The following is a 1,161-nucleotide window of genomic DNA, read 5'->3' as shown; positions in this document are numbered from 1 at the left end:
TCCGAGCGCAGCCGCGAATGACGCGGATGTGGATCTCGGCGGTCTGGCGGTCGGGGTCCCTTGAAGCGATGCGCTCGCCGAAGGATTTCAGGTTGCGCATCCTGGCCTCGATCCGGTTCCGGACGTGGTAGCCTGACCACTTCTTCCAGAGTGAGCCGGAACCGTGGCGCCAGTGGCGCCGCGAAAGTCCGGCGAACGCGGCCGAGGCGGCGGGTTGCCCTCAGGATGTCGTTGCGTACCAGCGCAGCCGGGCAGTCCTCCTTCCAGAGGCGGCCGTTTTTCCTGATGGGAATGACCGCCGTTCCTCCGCGAGCCAGGATTGCCGAATGGCACCGGCGGGTGTCGAAGGCGCCATCGCCAGTGACGGTGCCGATCTCCTCGCCCTCCGGGATCTGGCCGAGAAGGTCCGGCAGAACCGGGCTGTCTCCCTCGCGGCTGGAAGTGAACTCCACCGCCCGGATGTCGCTGGTCGCAGTGTCCATCGCCAGATGGACCTTGCGGTACTGGCGTCGGCGGTGGGTGCCGTGCTTCCTGGCCAGCCATTCTCCGTCGCCGAGAAACTTGATGCCGGTGCTGTCCACCAAGAGGTTCAGAGGGCCCGGAGCCCGGCGAGACGAGAGCTGGACGGTGATTGTTCGACGGGCTTTCGCGGCCCCACAGGGGCCACGGTCCCGTCTCACTCTGTCGGCGGCTGAGCGTGGAGAGGTCCGGCACCGGCCAGTCCAGACCCGCCCTTTTCAGGATGCTGGAGACCATGCCGGTCGTCTGGCGGAGCGGCAGGCCGAACAGGACCTTCACCATCAGGCAGAACTGGATCGCATTCGCCGGGCAGGGCTCCGCCCGTCCGGCCCTCAAATCCTCCGCCGGAGGATTTGCCGCTGGCGCGGACCGGCCCGAACTCCCCCGGACTGTCTGCTGATCCTCCTCATTCAGAGAACACGGGCGGGCGCCCGGGCTTGCCTGCCTTCGGCGCGAGCCAGGTCATGTCCTTGTCCAGCCAGACGAGCAGAGAACCGCGCCGCTTCAAGGCGGCATTGTAGGATTTCCAGTTGGTCGTACGGTAGCGGGCGGGTTCTGGCTGCGTCATGGCAGGCTCTTGACCCACAGGATCCATGCCGTGAATCCCCGAAGCCGACGAGTTCTGCAACAACGCCCTTCGCA

At 66.5% G+C, this 1,161-nt stretch carries 2 pseudogenes; both read right to left on the bottom strand.

What is annotated here, in order from left to right:
* Nucleotides 1-819, bottom strand: a pseudogene (locus HCC78_RS32665) (IS5 family transposase); the annotation flags it as partial.
* A gap of 105 nt (nt 820-924) precedes the next feature.
* A pseudogene (locus HCC78_RS35170) lies at nt 925-1,087 on the bottom strand (transposase); the annotation flags it as partial.
* Between the last annotated feature and the right edge of the window lie 74 nt (nt 1,088-1,161).

Origin of the sequence: Mangrovicoccus sp. HB161399 (genome assembly GCF_013184745.1) — a bacterium.
Lineage (GTDB): Bacteria > Pseudomonadota > Alphaproteobacteria > Rhodobacterales > Rhodobacteraceae > Mangrovicoccus.
This window is presented reverse-complemented; position numbering and strand designations above follow the sequence as displayed.